This window comes from Massilicoli timonensis, assembly GCF_900199515.1.
GTDB lineage: Bacteria > Bacillota_I > Bacilli_A > Erysipelotrichales > Erysipelotrichaceae > Massilicoli > Massilicoli timonensis.
The window spans coordinates 1,442,180-1,458,427 of sequence record NZ_LT963434.1 but is presented as its reverse complement, the minus strand read 5'-3'; the positions used below and the strand labels follow the sequence as shown (position 1 = coordinate 1,458,427).

Below are 16,248 nucleotides of genomic sequence, written 5' to 3'. Positions count from 1 at the left end.
CGTTTAATCAATGCGGTTTTCCGTTTCCGGATCAAAGAAATGCACCTTGCTCATATCCATCGTAAGTGCGATCGTCGTATGGGATTCCACATTTTGACGAGCGGAAATCTTTGCCTGCAATTTCTGTCCTTCCGCTTTGCCATGTAAAATGATCTCATGTCCCAGCAATTCATGCACTTCAATGTCATAATCCAGTTTCGCGCTCGGATAAGTTTCCGCAACGATTCCTTCTTCATAGAGGTCTTCCGGACGAATGCCCAGGTACAGTTCTTTTCCTTCGTAGTCTTTCAATACATCATGGAACATTTCCGGCAGTTCGATCGTCTTGCTGCCGATTTCAAATGTTTTGCCATGACATACGCCTTTTAAGAAATTGGTAGCCGGCGCACCGATGAATCCCGCTACAAACATATTGGCAGGATTGCGGTAAATCTCTCTCGGTGTTCCGATCTGCTGGATATAGCCGCCTCTCATAACGACGATACGTGTTGCCATCGTCATGGCTTCGGTCTGGTCATGCGTTACATAAATCGTCGTTGCTTTCAAACGCTCATGCAGACGAATGATCTCAGAACGCATCTGCACACGCAGCTTCGCATCCAAATTGGAAAGCGGTTCATCCATCAAAAACACTTTCGCATTTCTGACGATCGCACGTCCAAGCGCAACACGCTGTCTTTGTCCGCCGGACAGCGCTTTCGGTTTACGATCCAGATACTGTTCGATCTCCAGCGCTTTCGCAGCTTCCTTTACACGCTGATCGATTTCTTCTTTCGGCGTCTTTTTGATCTTTAAGCCAAATGCCATATTATCATAGACGCTCATATGCGGATAAAGCGCATAAGACTGGAAAACCATGGCAATATCGCGATCCTTCGGCGCGATATCATTCATCAGTTTGCCGTCAATATAAAATTCACCGCTCGTAATGTCCTCTAATCCTGCGATCATGCGCAGCGTCGTAGATTTTCCACATCCGCTGGGACCTACGAATACGATAAATTCTCCGTCGGTAATATCTAAATTAAAATCAAATACTGCCTGTACGTTGTTATCGTAAATTTTATTGATATTTTTTAATGATAATGTCGCCATTCTACACCCTCCTATTTGTATTGGCGGTTATAGCAGTACACAACAAATAAAATACCGCATAACCCGACGATTTCCATTGCCAAATAGCCATAGCCTACTGTCTGCTGGCCATAGATCACCAATCCCATGCTGATGACAAAGAGCAGCGCTAGTAAAATCACTTTTCCTTTTTCCATAGCCTCTGCCTCCTAGTCCTTCAATCCGCCAAGGGTCATGCCCTGCGTCAATTTTTTCTGCACTAAGATATACAAGATCAGCGTCGGCAGCATAACGATGACAAGTCCCGCGTATTGCGGACCATAGTTGGTAGCCGCTTTCTGTGCTGCCATCAAATTCTGCAAGCCGACCGGCAGTGTCTTATTCGGTCCCGGAATCAAGGTCAAGGCAATGATATATTCGTTCCAGAATGCCAGGAAGTTAAACAAGATCACCGTAATGATGCTTGGCTTCGCCATTGGAATCATGATCTTAAACATCGTCTTAAAATAACCGCAGCCATCAATCAACGCCGCTTCTTCATATGCCTTCGGCAAAGAACGGAAATAACTGCTCAGCAGATATACGGTAAACGGAATTGCCGTAGCCGCATAAACGACGGAAAGCATGATCGGATTATCCAAAAAGAATTTTAAGTTAAACTGCCGCAGGAAACGATCTCCATCATTCAACATCAGGAAGATCGGTACAACGATATAGTTTACATTGATAAACAGACCCGCCATCATCAGCGTATTCCAGAATTTCTTGCCCTTGAATTGGAAGCGTGCCAGTACATAGGCCGCCGGCAGCGACACCACCAGCAAGATGATAAGCGAGAGTGCCGTTACAAGCACAGAGTTTAACATAAAGGTTCCCATATTCGCTTCCGTAAACGCTTCTACAAAGTTTTCAAAATGGAATCCTGCCGGCAGCGCCCATGGATTACGGTAAAATTCCGCATTTTCTTTCACGGATGCCATAAATACCCAAAGCACCGGTACAAGAATGCTGATCGCCAGCGTCAATAAGGCGACATAGATGAAAATTTTATAGAGAGAGAGTTGTTTTTTCTGTTTTTTCTTTTCCATAATGCGCCCTCCTAAATTTCAATATTATCACGTTCGGTTACCCGGTTGATCGCAAAAGAAAGACCAAATGATAAAATGAATACCACGGTACCGATCGCCATTGCATAACCGAAGCTCGCATTGGAATAAGCTTGGCTATACATATAACTCAATACTGTTTCACTTGCTCCGTTAGGTCCGCCGTTCGTCATGACATTTACGAACAGGAACGATAAATTGATCGTTGAAATCACGAAGAATGTCAGCGTCGTACGAATGTTGTCCCAAATCATCGGCAGCGTGATCGAGAAGAACTGACGCACCTTGCCCGCTCCTTCCAAAGCAGCCGCTTCATACAGGTGTTCCGGAATCGTACTCATGCTCGCCATATACATGACCATATAGTAACCGATCGCCTGCCAGATCATCGCCCCTACGATCGCATATAAGACGATCTTAGAATCCCCTAAGAATTTGATCGTTTCCCAGCCTTCGCCATTCAACATCGACAAGACACTGTTGATCATTCCCTGTTCGGAAGGATCATAGATTGCTGAGAAAATAGATGAAATTACGACAACTGACAAAATATTAGGAATATAGAATACCACTCTGAAGAAATTTTGCCCCTTGATCTTTTCCCGCACGAGAATCGATGCGAACAAAATCGCAATCGCCATCGTAATGACCGTAACGATCGCAATGATGAAAATCGTATTCTGCAATGCGCGAATAAAATTCATATCCTGCATCAGTGTCTGAAAATTATGCAGTCCCACAAATACTTTGTTGGAAGAAAGCCCGCCCCATCTGAATGTAGACATGGCAAAGATACTAATTGTCGGATATAGCATGAATATCGCAAATAGGATCATTGCCGGGGAAAGACAGGCAATCACAAACCATTTTTTCGCTTTTTTCTTGTTCATTGATTATCCCTCTTTTCAGAAATAGCGTTGGAATATTTTCCAACGCTATATTCTTTATTGTTTCACTGATTTAATTCTTATTTGTTTGCTTCTTCAATCTTTTCAACGGCTGCGACTACTTCATTGTACCATTCATCAACAGTCTTTTCACCGTTTACTACAGAGTTTACTGTCGCATACAGGATACCTTTGTTTGCATCTGATACGTTTACACCTTCCGGCATGTTATCCATAACCATGAAGCCTACGCCGTTAGCGCTTGCGCCTGATTCATAAACACCGTTGTAAACACGGTTTTCATCATCTTCACCCATAACGTCCGTGATACCTTTGACCGGCATCAGCGCACCGCCGTTTTCATAGAATGCTTTAACCGCTTTTTCAGAATACATGAATGCTAAGAATTTCTTTGCCAGATCTGCATTCTTTGCATCTTTCGGGATATAGATCTGTTCTGTGAAGGTCGTTGCATAAGCAGTTCCGTCTTCACCGACTTTTGGCAATGCAGTTACGCCCCATTTGAAGCCGTCTGCACGAGGTGCTTCTGCCATTTCGCCCGGTAACCAGTTTCCGTTAGGAATGAACAGCGCTTTGTTGTCAAGGATCAACTGCTGATTTTTCTTGAAGTTATCACCATTTGCGTTTGCAACTGTCGTCGGTTCTGTGTACTGAGCCAGTTTTCCAACGATTTCAAATGCTTCTTTAACGGAAGCTTCTTTCCATGCTGCACTGTCGTAAGCCATCAGTTTAGAGTAAACATCAGGTCCTGCAGTTTCATTTAACAATGCAGAGAAGAATGCGTCAAAGTAACCGGTAGTAGGATAAGTGAACAGATAGATTCCTTCTGCTTTGGCTTTGTCGCCCAGTTCCCACATTTCATCCCAGGTAGTCGGTACTGACCAGCCTTTTTCTTCAAACAGACCGGCATTGTAATACAGACCGCAAGGTCCATAGTTGATCGGCATCAAATACAGATTGCCGTCACCATAAGGCATCGTATTTAAGTTTTCTTCGATTCCGTCGATCAGCTTATCGCCAACTGTTACATCTTCTCCCGGAACTTCCAGATCCAGTACATCATTGATTTCCAGTACGTTCTTTTCTTTGATCATCGTATCGGTCAAACCTTCTGTAGATCCAACTGACAAGTAAATCAAATCAGGAACATTGCCTGCCTGGATTTCCGGACGCAGTTCTTTTTCGATTGTCTTAGAAAGGGTCAATTCCACTTTCACATCGTATTCTTTTTCGAATTCAGCTACAACTGCCTCCCAGCCTTCTTTACCATAACCGCCTTCCAATCCGGCGATCGTTAGGGTATTGTTATCAGATTCTGTTTCAGTCGAACAGCCTGCCAACACACCGACAGCCATCAGTGCGCACATACCCATCATGACTAATTTTTTCATAAAATTCCTCCTTGTGTCATGGTAGAACTCCTAGTATCAATATACATGATGTAAGCGCTTAAAAATAGATTTTTATTGCTACAAACTTTATATATATTGCTTTCATATTAAAACGATAACGCAAAAATATTAAATTTTTTTACTGTATCCGTCATAAAAGACATGTTTCTTGCTTGTACCTATTCCGCAGTTCTCGTATAATAAAGAAAAAAGAGGTATTGATATGAACAAAGAAGCCAATGAAACATCCTTTGCGGACATCCTGCCCGGCACAAAACTGCTTTATGTCAAACATTCCAGTTATGATGCCAACTGGCTGTCTATCCCGCACACTCACCCTTTTACCGAATTATTCTATGTGCTGAGCGGAAAAGGCAAATTCATCGTCAAAGAGGCCTGCTATGATATTTCGGCAGACGATCTGATCCTGGTAAATCCACATGTGCCGCATACGGAACAAAGCACCCGCGGCAGTAATCTGGAATATATCGTCTTAGGCATTGAACACCTGAATTTCTTTGCGAAAAGCAAGTTCGGCGATAATGACTTCGTCCTGCATAATTACTATGACTATAAGCACGAGGTCTTATTTTACTTGAAAACACTGCTGTTAGAAGCAAGCAATAAAGATGAGCTCTCCTCTTTGATCAAGCATGATCTGCTTGAGATCTTGATCTTAAACGTCATTCGTCGCACTTCCGCACGTGTTGAATTGACCTCCGCCAAACAGATTCCACAGGAATGTCTGTTCTTGAAGAAGTATATCGAAGATCATTTCAAAGAGGAAATTACCCTTGATCAGTTAAGCGAAGCCGCTTTCTTAAATAAGTATTATCTGGTGCATGCCTTCAAGAAACACTTTGGTGTTTCACCGATCAATTACCAGCTGGAGCTGCGGATCGAAGAAGCAAAGATGCTGTTGCAAAATACCAATCACCGCATCATGGATATTGCCAATATCGTCGGTTTTTCCTCACAGTCTTATTTTACCCAGGCATTTCGCCGTTCCACCCATTTATCGCCTAATGCCTATCGCAAGCTGCAAAGACAAGCGGAAGAAAGCTGATACGACTTTTACAAAGATGCTTATAGAAGCAGAAAGAAAAAGACGATCCATCTGAAAGGATATGCCTTAGCATTTCCTCCCTCTCAAATCGACGGGTATCGTCTTTTTTATTTGTCTTTCTTATCCTTCGCCGCTAAACCTGCTCATAGATAATATCACAGCGCTAATGACCAGATACCAAGACTTATTTTCTTCACGATCTTTTTTCATTCTTCTTATCGTATGCTCCTGCTGCTTATCTGTCATCAAGCGAATCTGTTTCTTCCTCCACATCATCCTGCATCGTCTTTTTCAACAATACCATTTTCCCCGCCGCAACGGCAATGCAGAACAGTCCGATCACGACAAAGGCGATAGGCGTATCACTCAACCGATCGGCCTTCACGATCATAAACACGCCCAGCACCGCCAGCATGCCATGCAGGATCATATATCTTTTATAAGCAGACATCAGTCAACACTGGTTCCGCCGGCAAAGTCTTTGGTAATCGTCAACAGATCCAGGTCCTCATCATCACCAACCGTTGCACACAGCAACATGCCGTTTGACTCCATGCCTCTGAATTTAGCCGGTTTCAGATTGGTTACGACGATCACCCGTTTGCCGATCACTTCGCTTGGTTCATAAAACTTCGCTATGCTGGAAACGATCTGCCGCGGCTTTTCTTCACCCAGATCTACTTGGAATACCAGCAGGCGATCCGCATTTGGATGCTTTTCACACGCTTTGATCACACCTACTTTCAGTTCGATCTTTTCAAAGTCCGCAAAATTGATCTGTTCCTTTGCGGCTGCTTCTTTCTTTTCTGCAGCTTTTGCTTCTTTCTTTGCTTCTTTGGCTTTTTCTTTCTGCGCCTGTTTCTGCTCTTCTTCGATCTTTGCCATCATTTCCTTAGCGTCGATACGCGCAAATAAGATTTCCGGTTTCTCACATACATGGATGCCGGTTTCCAACAAACCAAATGTCATATCGCTTGTTTCTTTGGTCTGTAACTGCTTCAAGATCTTTTCCGCAGTTTCCGGCATGAAGCTTGATAACAAGATCGCAGAGATACGAATACACTCTAACAGATGATACAGCACCGTCGCCAGACGATCCTGTTGATCCGCTTCTTTGCCTAATACCCAAGGCGTAGTTTCATCAATATATTTATTGCATCTTCTCAACAGTGCAAAGATCTCATCAATGGCATCACAAACACGCAGCTCGTCCATTTTTGTTTCCACCTTTTTCGGTGTGGCCTTTGCCAGTTCGATCAATTCCTCATCGACTGCTTCTTTGACACCGGGATTGGTAATCAGACCTTTGAAGTATTTATTCGACATCGAAATGGTGCGGTTTACCAGATTTCCCAGCACATTGGCAAGATCGCTGTTTACGCGTTCGATCATCAGTTCCCAAGTAATCGTACCGTCTTGCGCAAACGGCATTTCATGCAGACAGAAATAACGTACCGCATCAACACCGAAATGGCGCACCAGATCTTCCGCATAGATCGCATTGCCCTTTGATTTTGACATCTTGCCATCGCCCACCAGCAGCCAAGGATGCCCAAACACCTGCTTTGGCAACGGTTCTCCCAGCGCCATCAGTATGATCGGCCAGTAGATCGTATGAAAGCGCAGAATGTCTTTTCCGATGATATGCACATCTGCCGGCCAATACTTTTTATATAATGCCCCATGATTGCCATCGGCATCATATCCAAGCGTCGTAATATAATTGCTTAATGCGTCGATCCACACATACACGACATGCTTATCATCAAAATCAACCGGCACGCCCCATTTGAAAGAAGTACGGGATACACAAAGATCCTGTAGTCCCGGGCGCAAAAAGTTATTCAACATTTCATTTTTACGGCTTTCCGGCTGAATGAATTCCGGATGTGTTTCGATATGCTTGATCAGGCGATCCGCATATTTATTCATTTTGAAGAAATACGCTTCTTCCTCTGATTTCTGCACTTCTCTGCCGCAGTCCGGACATTTCCCGTCTACCAACTGACTTTCAGTCCAAAACGATTCACACGGCGTACAATACAGCCCCTCATATTTCCCTTTGTAAATATCGCCCTGCTCATATAATTTCTTAAAAATTTTCTGTACTTGCTTTACATGAGCCTCATCAGTCGTGCGCACAAAATAATCATAGGACGTATTCATCATATCCCAGTTCTTTTTGATTTCCGCCGCGACACCGTCCACAAACTCCTGCGGTGTTACATTCGCTTCTTTGGCTTTCTCTTCGATCTTTTGTCCATGCTCATCTGTCCCCGTCTGGAAGAATACATCATATCCTTGTAAACGGCGGTAGCGGGCAATCGCATCGCTTAAAATAATTTCATAGGTGTTGCCGATGTGCGGTTTACCTGATGTATAGGCAATCGCTGTCGTCAAATAATATGGCTTTCCGCATTTTTCACACATACTTTCTCCTCCATTTCTCATGAAAATAAAAAGCTCTCGCCAAAGGACGAAAGCTTCGTGGTACCACCTTTATTCATGTCTGTATAGACACCTCTTGCCTTTAACGCCGGCACCGCGTTTTTTTCTACCTATCGAAAAAACAGCTCCGAGGCCATCTTCCATTCCCGATTGCCACAGATTTTCACCATCCATCTGCTCTCTACGCGCTTTCTGAAATGTACTCTTCTCTTCATCGCTTTTACTTCTCTATTATATAGAAAGATCTAGCCTTTGACAAGGACTTTATCGAAATCACATCTGATGACTGTTTTCATGAAATGCCGTCATCTTCATGGAAAGCGCCTGCCCGCACATCTTTGAAAAACTGTTCTGCGGCTTGTTCAAAAGTATCGTATATCGCAATCTGATTCGCTTTTAACGCACCGACGACATAAGAGTTGAAGCCAACCGTACTTTCTAATCCAAAAGCACCGTTACGCTTCAAACGCTGATCGCTGAATACCGGATATAGATGGATCTTCGGGTTTTGCCTTTTTTTCTCCAGCATGACACCGAGTGCAGTATGGCTGCCGGTATCACTGTTAGAAAGATCAAAAAATACGACATTTGCCTTGCATTGATGCCGATAGTCTGCCTGATAGATAGCGATTGAATCAGCAGCGCCGTCATTGACCGGCAGTTCGATCGGATTGACGATCTGATAAGGTGTGTCGATCAAATCCAACTGTTTTTTCAAATATGTCCCCTCATAGATACGCTGCTTCGCCTCTGCCTGATTAAATAAGGGGCCTACGATATAAATATAGATCATGTTTTTCCCTGTATATTGCATGTGATCGCTTCATTTGCTTGCATATGCATAACGATGCAATATACTTTTCCTTTCTATCAACCTTTTGCCGGTGATGCGCTTTTGATGATCTTCATTGCCGTTAAGCAAGAATATTGTTAATTTAGGATCAATCACTGAAATAGGCTCATGAGAAGCAAGTTTATCGCTGCCGCGATCCTATCCGTCCTATTTCCCGGGAAATAACAATATCTTTGATCCCGGTTGTTTTATTTCTGCTCGATTGTTTTCTAAGTCTCTTGATCTTTGCTTCCTCATTTCCTACTTGATTCCTTTTCATTTTCCCGATAGACGATCTTCCCGGATAATATCGTCATTTTTACTTTCCCCTGCATCGTTTGGCCAAGGAAAGGAGAATTAGCGGATTTTGAGACAAAGCTTTGTATTTGATAGTCGGCCTTGGGTTCCAGCAGCACGATATCCGCAGCTGCGCCGACTTGCAATGTGCCTGCCGGCAAGTGCAAAAGCGAAGCAGGCTTTGTGCTCATTTTTTCAATCAGCTGTTCTAAACTAAGTGCTCCGCTGTTTACCAGATATTCCATGCCGAGCGAAAAGGCTGTTTCAAGTCCGATGATTCCGCTTGGCGCTTTTTGGAATGGTTGTTTTTTTTCTTCCGAGCTATGCGGAGCATGATCGGTGGCGATCACGTCGATCGTTCCATCCCGCAGTCCTTCAATAATTGCCAAACGATCGCTTTCTTCTCTTAAAGGCGGATTCATTTTCGCCATCGTTCCATACTTCATAATGGCATCTTCTCGCAAAGAAAAGTGATGCGGTGTCGCTTCAGCCGTAACCTTCACTTTTTCCTTTTTCCCTTTTCGCACCAACGCTACGCCTTCTTTCGTTGAAATATGCTGAATATGAATATGCGCGCCGCTTTCCTTCGCAAGCTTTAGATCTCGTTTTATTATTTCCCATTCCGCTTCCCGCATTGCCCCTCGCAGCCCCATTTTTTCGGCAGTCTTGCCGGCATGGATCCCCGCTTCTTTTACATACTGCGGCAGTTCCTCATGCAGTGAAATCGGCAGCTTTGTTTTCACGATCTGCTCCATTGCCTGCTTCAAAAAAAGCGGATCGGCAAGCGGCTTGCCATCATCACTGAAACAGATCGCACCGGCTGCTTTCAGCGCCTGATAATCGCATAGCTGTTTACCGCCGAGTCCTTTTGATACGCTTGCCGCAAAATAAATATGGGCATCGCACCGCTTCGCTTTTTCATAGAGCTTTGTTAATTGGTTTGGATCGTCAATGACCGGATCTGTATTCGCCATACAGACAACTGAGGTAAAACCACCCTTCGCCGCAGCTTTTGCCCCGCTATCTAAATCTTCTTTATAAGTAAAACCAGGATCACGAAAATGCACATGGATATCCACAAATCCCGGCGCTATCACACAGCCTGCCGCATCGATCACTTCCTGTTCTTTCTCTGCTTCCAGCTTGCCGATCTTTTTGATCTTGCCATCTTCAATCAGCAGATCGGCATAAGCGCTGATTTGCTGAGAAGGATCGATCACATAGCCGTTTTTAATTAACATGCGCATCCCTCTTTTCTTCTAACTGCTTTCTTTTTTCTATACGATAACATTTTATCATATTTGACTGAAAATCGTACGCATCATCCATCAGCATTTTCTATTATTTTGTTTCTAGTTCTTTTATCTGACTCTAACAAACGCACTTATCCGGCAACTTCCAGAAATCTTGCCCCCTAAATACACCAACTCACGATGCACCTATCACTTTTACAGCCGCATGAGCATAACAAAAGGTGCGATATCTTGCATCGCACCTTCTTCGATTGCATTAGTATTGGTCTTTAATTTCCAGCTTCTCTCCTCGATATTCATGATCCACTTTCATTTCATAATGAATCAAAAGAGACAAAATCGCCCGTAATAAAATAATCGCTCCCAGCACGATGATTTCATCCATCGTACGAATGATCACCGTTTTTAATATTTCCGCCCCCATCTTAAACTCCAACCCCAATGCCAAAGCATTGGCTAATTCTAACTTGATCGGATAGCGCCTTGATGTAAAGGAAGAAATGATGTAATGATAAAACGACTTGAACAGTCCGACGCCGATAATGAGAATGCCGGCTATTTCAATCAGCGATATGATTTCGGGGAGCCATATTTCCATGTAATGATGCAACATACTTACATGAATTTTGCGATAGCTTCACTGACCGGGCTGTTGGTTTCCATCTGTCTGATGACTTCACCCAGCATACCGCCTACATGTAATACGGTCATGATCGGCAGTTGTGCTTCTTTGGCACTTTGATCGATCGTATTCGTACAGACAAATTCATTTAATTTGCTGTTGTTTAAGCGTTCGATCGCCGGTCCGCTCAATACCCCGTGCACGCAGCTCGCATACACTGCTTTTGCCCCGTTTTCATAAAGCATATCAATGCCGGAAACCAGCGTTCCCGCCGTATCGACAATATCATCAATGATGATCGCATGTTTTCCATTTACATCGCCGATCAAATTCATCGCTTCTGCCACATTCGGTTTTGGACGCCGCTTATCGATAATTGCCAATGGTGCATGCAGGATCTCCGCTAATTTACGAGCACGCGTTACTCCACCATGATCCGGTGATACGACGACCACATCATCCAGATTCTTTTCTTTGAAGTAATGTCCGATAATACCGATGGCGGTAATATCATCGACCGGAATATCGAAGAACCCCTGAATCTGCGACGCATGCAGTTCCATCGTCATGATACGATCTGCCCCCGCAACCTCTAATAGATCGCTGACCAGTTTTGCGGTGATCGGCTGACGCGGTTTGGCTTTGCGATCTTGTCGTGCATAACCGAAGTACGGCATGACACAGGTAATGCTGTTGGCGCTTGCACGCTTACAGGCATCGATGCAGATCAGCACCTCCATCAGATTAGAAGAAACCGGATTGCAGGTAGACTGTACGATAAACACATCTTTTCCTCGTACCGACTGGTCCAGTTCTACCATGATCTCTCCGTCTGCGAAGTGCCGTACTTCACATTGACCAAGCGGCAATCCTAACTGGCTGACAATTTCATTCGCCAATGAAACACTGGATGTTAATGCTAATACAATCGTTTTGTTTTTCATGATCTTTTCCCTTTCTCCTATTTGTTTTTATATTTGGTTCCAAAGCCTTCCTTATTGGTCTGTCGGGCTCTGGCAATACCCATATCTCCATCCTCTACACTGTCAGTGATGGTCGAACCTGCTGCCAGCAGAGCGTTTTCCCCTATGGTAACCGGTGCGATCAGATTACAGTTGCTGCCGATGAATGCGCCGTCTTTTACCGTTGTTCTGAATTTATGCTTGCCATCATAATTCACCGTTACCACACCGCAGCCGACATTGATCTTCTTGCCGAAATCACTGTCACCGATATAAGTTAAATGCGCACATTTACTGCCATCACCGAAGTGTGAATTCTTAAATTCCACAAAATTGCCGATTCGTACATTCTCGCAAATTTCCGTATTGTTGCGCAAATGGCTCATCGGTCCGATCGTTGTGCCTTTGCCAACCGTGCTTTCTACGATTTTCGATGAATCGATCACGCAGTTGTCTTCGATGCGGACATTGCGCAAAAACGAATTAGGCAATATTTCCACCTTGCTGCCGATCTTAGATACGCCTTGAATGTGCACATTTGGATAGATTACGCTATCTTGACCGATCTCCACATCCACGTCGATATAAGTATGCTCCGGATCAATGATCGTTACTCCGTTTAACATGTGCTTTTCGTTGGTTTTCCGCTGTAGCCACTTATTGGCCTTTGCCAGATCGATGCGGTCATTACAGCCCATCGTTTCATCGCCATCTTTTACCACCATTGCATTTACACGATACTGTTTACGGTTAAAGATTTCCACTAGATCTGTCAAGTAATATTCTTTTTGTGCATTATCGTTTTTGATTTCTTTTAAGTTTTCAAACAGCAGTTGATTTTTGAAGCAGAAGATTCCGGTGTTGATCTCGCGGATCTTCAGCTCTTCTTCGCTGCAGTCTTTCGCTTCTACGATCTTTTCCACCATAGACGCCGCATTGCGTACGATCCTGCCATATCTGGCTCCATCAGGAAGAATTGATGTCAGCACAGTCATTTCATAATCTTTATTTGCTTCAAAAGCAGCTTCGATCGTTTCTTTTTGGATACATGGACCATCACCGTTTAATATGATCGTATCGCCATTCAAAGAAGCAAGCGTCTGTGCCTGCATGACCGCATGGCCGGTTCCCAGCTGTGGTTCCTGCAAAGCATAGGTAACACGATCTTTCAAATATTCTTTTACGCTTTCTGCGCCATGTCCTACCACTACCACGATATGATCTACATGACATTGTTCCAGATTGGTTACGATATGTCCGATCATCGGTTTATTTAAGACTGGATGCATGACTTTATTTAATTCTGATTTCATGCGTGTGCCTTTACCGGCAGCTAGTATAATTGCTGATCTCATAATAAAATATACCTCCAATCTATATTTTATCAAAATCGGTCATAAAATAAAGTCTTATTGCGTTTTTTTAAGAAATCGACGGAGATTTACCAAACAGATATGTTAAAATATCCTTTGAAAGTGAGGTATGTATGGAAAAACGTGTAATTTTCTTTGACGTAGACGGCACTTTAGTAGATGGAGCCACCGGAATCGTTGCAGAATCAACAAAGCAGGCGTTGCAGGCACTAAGAAAAGCCGGTCATATTTTATGCTTGGCGACCGGCAGAGGCATGCGCTCTTTGCAGCTGGGTGGCTTTGACAAGCTAATTGACTGGGATGGTTATGTATGCAACACCGGACAAATGCTTTATGATCATGAAAAGAACTTAATTTTTGAAAAATATATTGATGCGGATGCGGTTTATGAGGCGCTTGCATTAGCAAAGAAAAATAAGCAGGTCATGCTGTTGGAAGGAAAGGATCATTCGATATTGACCGATGAAGCGGATGATTATGTGATCCAGACGCATGAATTTATCCATGAGGAACTGGAGCCGGTTGCGGAATATGACGGCTTCCCGGTCATTATGATGATGGTGTTTGCGCCAATGGGATATGATTACCGAGCATTTGATCAGATCAGCGGCATCCGGGCAATTCCCGGCATGAGCGCTTTTGCGGATATTGTGCTTGATGGTTTTTCTAAGGTTTCGGGAATAGAAGAAATGATGCGCGCTTTGGGGGAACAGGGCTATATTTGCTTCGGGGATTCTTTGAATGATATTGAAATGGCGAAACATGCGGATTATGCGATCTGCATGGGGAACGGGCATGATGCGTTAAAGGCGGTCAGTGATCATGTTACCGGTGGAGTGGATGAAGACGGCATTTGGGATGCCTGTAAAGAATTATGTTTGATATAAAAGCAAAAGAGGTACTATATGGGCCAGAATGTATTATTCCAAAAAGCACAGTATAATTACATAAATGAAAATACCAAATTGCTCACGATCGAAGAAATAAAAGAAGCATTACAACCACTCTGCAAAAAATACCATATTCAGTCTGTAATATTGTTTGGTTCTTATTCTAAAGGAAACGCCACAGGAGAAAGCGATATTGATTTAGTCGTGGAATATGATACGGATACAAAAGCATTCGTACGAATGGAGTTTATGGATGATGTAGAAACCGTATTTAGCAAGAAAATTGATTTTATCAATAAACGCGTGATCCCGGAAAGGCTAAAAAATGATATTGAAAAAGAAGGGATATTGCTTTATGAAGCAATCTGATGATGTTGTAGCGGAATTGATTACAAAGTATATATGCAATGTATAGTAAAAGGGTCTAGTAATAATGAAAGAACCAGGAGGAAAAAAGATGAAATTAATTATTAAAGGCATTGTGTGGCTTGTATGTCTGCCGATCATGTGTTTTGTTTGGCTGATTCAAGGACTTTGCGGCAAGAAATAGAACACAGCTTCTTAGATGCGTTCAGACTGTTGACTCCTTCCCCCTTTGTTGATAATCTGAAAAGAAGGTTGCAGCCTTCTTCTTTTTATTAGTCGTTAACTATCTAGTTATCCATGCCTGACATCCACATTATGTGCGAGAATCGAATTTTTATCAAGTGATATTAAATTATTTACTGCTGTTTTTATGACTGCTTTTTGCTGCTTCTCTTTTTATCTGATAAGCAAGTGTGCGTGATCTCTTCGACGAAAACCGAAGCCATGTTTTCTCTTGTTGTTGCCGGATGAATTCTAATAATGGACTTAATGATTCTTTTGTATCAAACTCTTCCAACGCTTGATAATAACTGTCTTTGCTTTCGTTATAAATAACCGTCGGCGCAATATCGTGTATCATAAAATAATAGTTCATCAATGTGCGTCCTACTCTGCCGTTTCCGTCCGCAAAAGGATGGATATGTTCAAAAACGGCATGAAAATATACCCCTGCAAGAAAGTGATTTTCCAGTCCTGGTGAGTTGATTTCATCTAATAACTCTTTTAGATCGTCTTCCACTTCTTCCGGACGACTTCCTACTTCGCTCACTCCGGTAACATAGTCATGCTTTTTGAATGCTCCCGGTCTTTCTTCATTGATATTGTATCTATATTCATCATAAGTTCCTTTTGTCAGTTGATAATGCACTTTTTTTATGAAATCAATATCTATTTCATACTTATCTAAAATATATGGCTTCAAAAATTCATAACAATTCTTTTGATTTTCTATTTCATAGAGTGTTCTTAAATCACCGGTATATCCAACGACTTTTCCGGATTCAAAAATATCCCTTGTATTGTGATAAGAAATATTTTCATTTTCAATTTTACCTGAATGATAAGCAAAGATGATTTTGAAATCATATAAGTATTTTTCAAAGTCGGCCATATTTCTGAATTTCATTTCTTTCACAAAATCACTCCTTAATATACAACACATAGTATATCACAAATTCATTTGCTTATCGTCAGAATATCCGAAACAGAACAATTTAACGCTTTACAGATCTTGGCAAGATATTCCAGATTGATATGCTTCCCCAACTGCCAATAAATGTGATTGATCGCCGACGGAGAAATCCCGCTTTTTCTGGCTAGTTCCGCTGGGATAACTCCCTTTTTCTTCATGATGTCCGCTAACGTAAGTGTTATTTTCATTGTTTAAGTCTAGCAAAATCCATATGGTAACAAAACGCTCTTGCATCATGTGTTTTAATGCTTCTGATCTAAGTCTAGCAAAAATCCATATGGTAACAAAACCGATCAGATCGATTTTTTGAAGAACACAAGTCTAAGTCTAGCAAAAATCCATATGGTAACAAAACTGGGTATTGGACTGGGAAGGGAAAGCCGATGTCTAAGTCTAGCAAAAATCCATATGGTAACAAAACAGAAAGGAGCAAAAAAATGGAAGAAATTATGTCTAAGTCTAGCAAAA

17 protein-coding genes and 1 other annotated feature are annotated in these 16,248 nt (G+C 42.7%); of the genes, 3 read left to right on the top strand and 14 right to left on the bottom strand.

Annotated elements, in window-relative coordinates; genetic code table 11:
* Window positions 1-3: 3 nt before the first annotated feature.
* From C1712_RS09240 to C1712_RS09225, 5 genes are all read right to left on the bottom strand, one after another.
* Window positions 4-1,095: an ABC transporter ATP-binding protein gene (locus C1712_RS09240; protein ID WP_102268662.1), complete on the bottom strand. Its 1,092-nt coding sequence runs from the start codon at window positions 1,093-1,095 to the stop codon at window positions 4-6.
* Window positions 1,096-1,106: 11 nt separating this feature from the next.
* Window positions 1,107-1,271, bottom strand: a complete 165-nt coding sequence (locus tag C1712_RS12730; RefSeq protein ID WP_178200356.1) for a DUF6903 family protein — start codon at window positions 1,269-1,271, stop codon at window positions 1,107-1,109.
* A gap of 12 nt (window positions 1,272-1,283) precedes the next feature.
* A complete protein-coding gene (locus tag C1712_RS09235; protein ID WP_102268660.1) occupies window positions 1,284-2,162 on the bottom strand; it encodes a carbohydrate ABC transporter permease in 879 nt (292 codons plus the stop codon).
* An 11-nt stretch (window positions 2,163-2,173) separates the two neighbouring features.
* Entirely contained in the window at window positions 2,174-3,070 is an 897-nt protein-coding gene (locus C1712_RS09230) for a carbohydrate ABC transporter permease (protein WP_102268659.1), read from the bottom strand.
* Window positions 3,071-3,147: 77 nt separating this feature from the next.
* Complete coding sequence (locus tag C1712_RS09225) at window positions 3,148-4,479, bottom strand: carbohydrate ABC transporter substrate-binding protein (protein WP_102268657.1); 1,332 nt, start codon at window positions 4,477-4,479, stop codon at window positions 3,148-3,150.
* 223 nt (window positions 4,480-4,702) lie between these two features.
* Between C1712_RS09225 and C1712_RS09220 the strand changes: the two genes are divergently transcribed.
* A complete protein-coding gene (locus C1712_RS09220) occupies window positions 4,703-5,545 on the top strand; it encodes an AraC family transcriptional regulator (RefSeq protein ID WP_102268655.1) in 843 nt (280 codons plus the stop codon).
* A 235-nt stretch (window positions 5,546-5,780) separates the two neighbouring features.
* Here the strand turns inward: C1712_RS09220 and C1712_RS09215 are convergent, their stop codons facing one another.
* The 7 genes from C1712_RS09215 to glmU all read right to left on the bottom strand — a co-directional run bounded on the left by C1712_RS09215 (window position 5,781) and on the right by glmU (window position 13,314).
* Entirely contained in the window at window positions 5,781-5,996 is a 216-nt protein-coding gene (locus C1712_RS09215; RefSeq protein ID WP_102268654.1) for a hypothetical protein, read from the bottom strand.
* A complete protein-coding gene (gene metG, locus C1712_RS09210) occupies window positions 5,996-7,975 on the bottom strand; it encodes a methionine--tRNA ligase (protein ID WP_102268652.1) in 1,980 nt (659 codons plus the stop codon). Before metG ends, C1712_RS09215 begins: the two co-directional genes overlap by 1 nt.
* 39 nt (window positions 7,976-8,014) lie before the next feature.
* Window positions 8,015-8,217, bottom strand: a binding site (T-box leader).
* Between the two features lie 68 nt (window positions 8,218-8,285).
* The gene (locus C1712_RS09205; RefSeq protein WP_146003328.1) at window positions 8,286-8,786 is read right to left on the bottom strand and encodes a hypothetical protein; all 501 of its coding nucleotides are present in this window, start codon (window positions 8,784-8,786) and stop codon (window positions 8,286-8,288) included.
* A 293-nt stretch (window positions 8,787-9,079) separates the two neighbouring features.
* Window positions 9,080-10,363: a dihydroorotase gene (locus tag C1712_RS09200; protein ID WP_102268648.1), complete on the bottom strand. Its 1,284-nt coding sequence runs from the start codon at window positions 10,361-10,363 to the stop codon at window positions 9,080-9,082.
* Between the two features lie 268 nt (window positions 10,364-10,631).
* A complete protein-coding gene (locus C1712_RS09195; protein ID WP_245858117.1) occupies window positions 10,632-10,973 on the bottom strand; it encodes a DUF1622 domain-containing protein in 342 nt (113 codons plus the stop codon).
* A gap of 17 nt (window positions 10,974-10,990) precedes the next feature.
* Window positions 10,991-11,941 (bottom strand): ribose-phosphate diphosphokinase, encoded by a 951-nt coding sequence (locus tag C1712_RS09190; protein WP_102268644.1) that lies wholly within the window; start codon window positions 11,939-11,941, stop codon window positions 10,991-10,993.
* A 17-nt stretch (window positions 11,942-11,958) separates the two neighbouring features.
* Window positions 11,959-13,314, bottom strand: a complete 1,356-nt coding sequence (gene glmU, locus C1712_RS09185) for a bifunctional UDP-N-acetylglucosamine diphosphorylase/glucosamine-1-phosphate N-acetyltransferase GlmU (protein WP_102268642.1) — start codon at window positions 13,312-13,314, stop codon at window positions 11,959-11,961.
* Window positions 13,315-13,445: 131 nt separating this feature from the next.
* On the opposite strand from glmU, the gene C1712_RS09180 reads away from it, so the two are divergent.
* A complete protein-coding gene (locus C1712_RS09180) occupies window positions 13,446-14,219 on the top strand; it encodes a Cof-type HAD-IIB family hydrolase (RefSeq protein ID WP_102268641.1) in 774 nt (257 codons plus the stop codon).
* Window positions 14,220-14,237: 18 nt separating this feature from the next.
* A complete protein-coding gene (locus C1712_RS09175; protein WP_102268639.1) occupies window positions 14,238-14,591 on the top strand; it encodes a nucleotidyltransferase family protein in 354 nt (117 codons plus the stop codon).
* 349 nt (window positions 14,592-14,940) lie between these two features.
* Here the strand turns inward: C1712_RS09175 and C1712_RS09170 are convergent, their stop codons facing one another.
* Complete coding sequence (locus tag C1712_RS09170) at window positions 14,941-15,714, bottom strand: Fic family protein (protein WP_245858200.1); 774 nt, start codon at window positions 15,712-15,714, stop codon at window positions 14,941-14,943.
* Window positions 15,715-15,764: 50 nt separating this feature from the next.
* The gene (locus C1712_RS09165; RefSeq protein ID WP_102268636.1) at window positions 15,765-15,968 is read right to left on the bottom strand and encodes a helix-turn-helix domain-containing protein; all 204 of its coding nucleotides are present in this window, start codon (window positions 15,966-15,968) and stop codon (window positions 15,765-15,767) included.
* Between the last annotated feature and the right edge of the window lie 280 nt (window positions 15,969-16,248).